We start from the raw sequence: 2,092 nt of genomic DNA, 5'->3' as shown, positions 1-2,092 counted from the left end.
GCCGTCGACCGGTCCCCCGCCGACGGCCGCGGGCTCGCCTCACCGAGGGAGCAGGAACCCATGCCGGAGCTGTTCGACGCCGTACGACCACTGCCCGCCACCGCCGCCCGCTACCGCGAGCAGGGCTGGTGGCGCGACGAGACCTTCCTGGACGATCTGCGCGACGCCGCCGAGCGGCTGCCCGACCAGCGTGTGATCATCAACTGGCGCGCGGAGGAGGGCCGGGCCGTCACCCTGACCTTCGCCGATCTCGCCGCCCGGGTGGAGCGGTTCGCCGCCGCGCTGTACGAGCTGGGCGTACGGCCCGGCGAGGTGGTGGCCTTCCAGTTGCCCGACCGGTGGGAAACGGCTGTCCTCACGCTCGCCTGCTGGCGGGTCGGCGCCGTGACCATGCCGGTCTCGCTGCGGTTCGGCCGACGCGAGGTGGGCCGGATGCTGGCCTCGACCGGAGCCGTCCTGCTGGTCACGACCGACCGAGAACCCGGTCCGGAGCACGTCGAGGCCCTCGCCCGGCTCGCCGACGGCCTTCCCGCCCTGCGCCACCACGCGGTCCTCGGCGACGCCTCCGCCACCGGCGCGCTCGACTTCGACACCTGCCTGCGCGCCGCCGCCCCGACCGCGCCGCAGGGCACCGCCCTCGGACCCGACGAGGTCGCGACGGTGCTGTTCACCTCCGGCACCAGCGGCAGCGCCACCGCCGTCGTGCACAGCCTGAACACCCTGTACGCGGGGGTCCGCCGACCGTTGCCGCTCCCGCCCCCGTTGCCGGGGCAGCCCTTCCCGGTGCTCACCCCGCTCAGCCACGGCGTCGGCCTGCGCAACGGCGTGCTTCGGCCGCTCGTCCAGCACACCGGCGCCCTGTACTGCGACGAGTGGGACGCCGGCCGCTGGCTCGACCTGTGCGTCACCTACCGGACCAGTGCCCTGTTCGCCCCGCCGGCCATGCTGGCCGCCCTCGCCGCCGAGCAAAACCGCCGACCACGGGACCTACCCGTCTGGGAGGCGGTGGCCACGATGGCCGCAAGCCCCTCGCCCGAGCTGGTCGACCTCCTGCGCCGCACCCTGGGCAGGCACGTCGTCAACTCCCTGGGCTCGACGGAGACCGCCGGGATCACCGCCACCAGCCCCACCGACCCGCCCGAACGGGCCGCCCGGAGCATCGGCCGCCCGATGCCCGGCGTCGAGCTGCGAATGGCGCCCGCCACCGGGCCGGACCAGGCCTCGGCGGTCGACGTGCGCAGCCCCTCCACCTGCCTGGGCACCTTCGACCGCGACACCGGACGCCTGCTGTGGCGCGCCGCCGACACCGACGGCTGGTACGCCACCGGCGACCTGGTGCGCCCGGACGGCGAGGGCGGCCTGCGCTACGCGGGCCGGGCCTCCGACCGGATCTCCGGCACCACCCAGCTGATGATCCCCGTCCTGGACGTCGAGGCGGAGCTGCGCGAGCACCCGGCGATCGCCGACGTGGCCCTGGTCGGCTACCCCGCCGAGCACGGGGACCTGCCCTGCGCGGTCGTCGTCCCCGCGGGCGAGCACGCCCCAGAACTGGCCGAACTGCACGCCTGGTTGGCCGAGCGCGGCATGACCGACTGGTACTGGCCCACCCGCGTCGAGACCGTGCCGCGCTTCCCCCGCAACGAGCTCGGCAAGGTCCGCAAGAACGCCCTCCGGGCCTGGCTCACCGGCGACCGGCCGCTGCCCGACGGCGACAACGACGCGGCCACGCGCGACGACCGACCGGCCGGCGACTGACCGGAGCGGAGCCGCTCTCGTCACTCGGGCAGCGAAAGGCCCAGTTCCCGCAGGCGGGGCAGGCAGACTTCGAGGCACTGCTCCACCGAGGCGGCATCGGTGCGCACGAGGATGTCGTCCCGCAGAGGGGCGCCACTGGCCACGAACGTCCACGGCTCGCGCTGCTCCGCCATCCGTTCGGCGTCGGCCTTGAGCAGCACGGTGATGCCCTGTTCGGCCAGTGCTTCCATGATCGCCAGTACGTCCACCGGTGGCCTCCCCCTCGTGAAGTGCGTCGAACGTGCTCGAACGCGCCACGGTGAACCTACCGGTCGAGGCCGGGCCACGACGGCCGGGC

2 protein-coding genes are annotated in these 2,092 nt (G+C 74.7%); one reads left to right on the top strand and one right to left on the bottom strand.

Going from position 1 to position 2,092, the window contains the following annotated elements:
- The coding region (locus ACFU6K_RS37685; protein WP_380670968.1) for an AMP-binding protein at positions 1-1,755 on the top strand (1,755 nt) is incomplete at its 5' end.
- Positions 1,756-1,775: 20 nt separating this feature from the next.
- Here ACFU6K_RS37685 and ACFU6K_RS37680 read toward each other — a convergent pair.
- Complete coding sequence (locus ACFU6K_RS37680; RefSeq protein WP_380670966.1) at positions 1,776-2,003, bottom strand: hypothetical protein; 228 nt, start codon at positions 2,001-2,003, stop codon at positions 1,776-1,778.
- Positions 2,004-2,092: the final 89 nt, after the last annotated feature.

This window comes from Kitasatospora sp. NPDC057512, from assembly GCF_042802135.1.
GTDB lineage: Bacteria > Actinomycetota > Actinomycetes > Streptomycetales > Streptomycetaceae > Kitasatospora.
Note: the sequence above shows the minus strand (reverse complement) of the source record. Positions and strands in the feature narration are given on the sequence as shown.